This is a genomic window from Microvirga sp. P4_G7 (genome assembly GCF_056401005.1).
This window is the reverse complement of sequence record NZ_JBFUKD010001001.1, coordinates 1-996: the sequence shown is the minus strand read 5'-3', so window position 1 is coordinate 996 and position 996 is coordinate 1. Positions and strand designations below refer to the sequence as shown.

General features: G+C 63.6%; 2 protein-coding genes. Both read right to left on the bottom strand.

The features are described from left to right. Positions 1-177: 177 nt before the first annotated feature. Entirely contained in the window at positions 178-537 is a 360-nt protein-coding gene (locus AC1DT3_RS22545) for a hypothetical protein (RefSeq protein ID WP_477467399.1), read from the bottom strand. A gap of 143 nt (positions 538-680) precedes the next feature. Continuing rightward, the coding region (locus AC1DT3_RS22540; protein ID WP_477467398.1) for a molybdopterin dinucleotide binding domain-containing protein at positions 681-996 on the bottom strand (316 nt) is incomplete at its 5' end.

Here is a 996-nt window from a genome sequence, read left to right as displayed (position 1 = left end):
CCCCTCATCCTGAGGAGCCGCGAAGCGGCGTCTCGAAGGATCCTCCAGAAGACAGCTGGGGACGCCTCGTCCTTCGAGACGCGACTGCGTCGCTCCTCAGGATGAGGCTGTGTGGTTTCGGGATGAGGCTGGGACCCCAGGATACAGCCAATATCCCTCTGTGCGGGGCTGCGCGAGCTAGTTCGGCCGCTGCAGTTTGCAGGCGTCGAGGGCTCCGAGTGCCTTGGCGCGTGCGGTCTCGTTGAAGACGCCGGTGTCGCGGTACGCTTGCACTTCTTCGGCGCTCAGGGAGCGCATCGTGCTGCTCGCGTAGCAATCGCACTTGCGACCGAAAGAGGATTCGCTCGCATTCTGGACTTTGGCTTGCGTGACGGTGCAGGCCTTGCGGACGCGCGCGGTCAATTGACCCATCGTCTCGGTCTTCAGCGCCGGATCCACGTCGTACATGGTCGGCGTGTTCGACGCGGATGCGAGAGCCATGGTGGCGGAGGCGGCGACGGCGAGGGCGGCCAGCATCGCGCGAAGAACGGACGTCATGAGATCACTCCAGGAAAAAGACCTACATTGTTAAGGATAGGGCCGTCCGGCAGGCGTCAAGACCCGAGTGACGATAGGATTAAGGCTTCGTGTACGGCGCCACCCGATCATGGAGGCGAAAGGCGGTCGCGCCGCCAGATGTACTACGCTTCGAAAGCCGGCTCTTCCTTGACGAGCGCGACCCGGTTGTCGTGGAAGGCTGCCCCTCCGTAAGGAGCGACGGCGTCCGCGCCCGTCAGCGTGTTGATGCCCCGCCCGAAGGGATGTGCGGCGTTCGGCCAGACCGATTCCGCAATCAAGACACCACGCCTCACGCCGTCGTACCGTTTCGCGCGGAGAAAGACTTCGCCACGGCCGTTGATCAACTTGACCCAGTCACCATCGCCGATGCCGTAACTCTCGGCGTCCTGCGGGTGGATCATCACTTCCGGACGCCCCTCCTTCGCCTTTGAAGTGGGC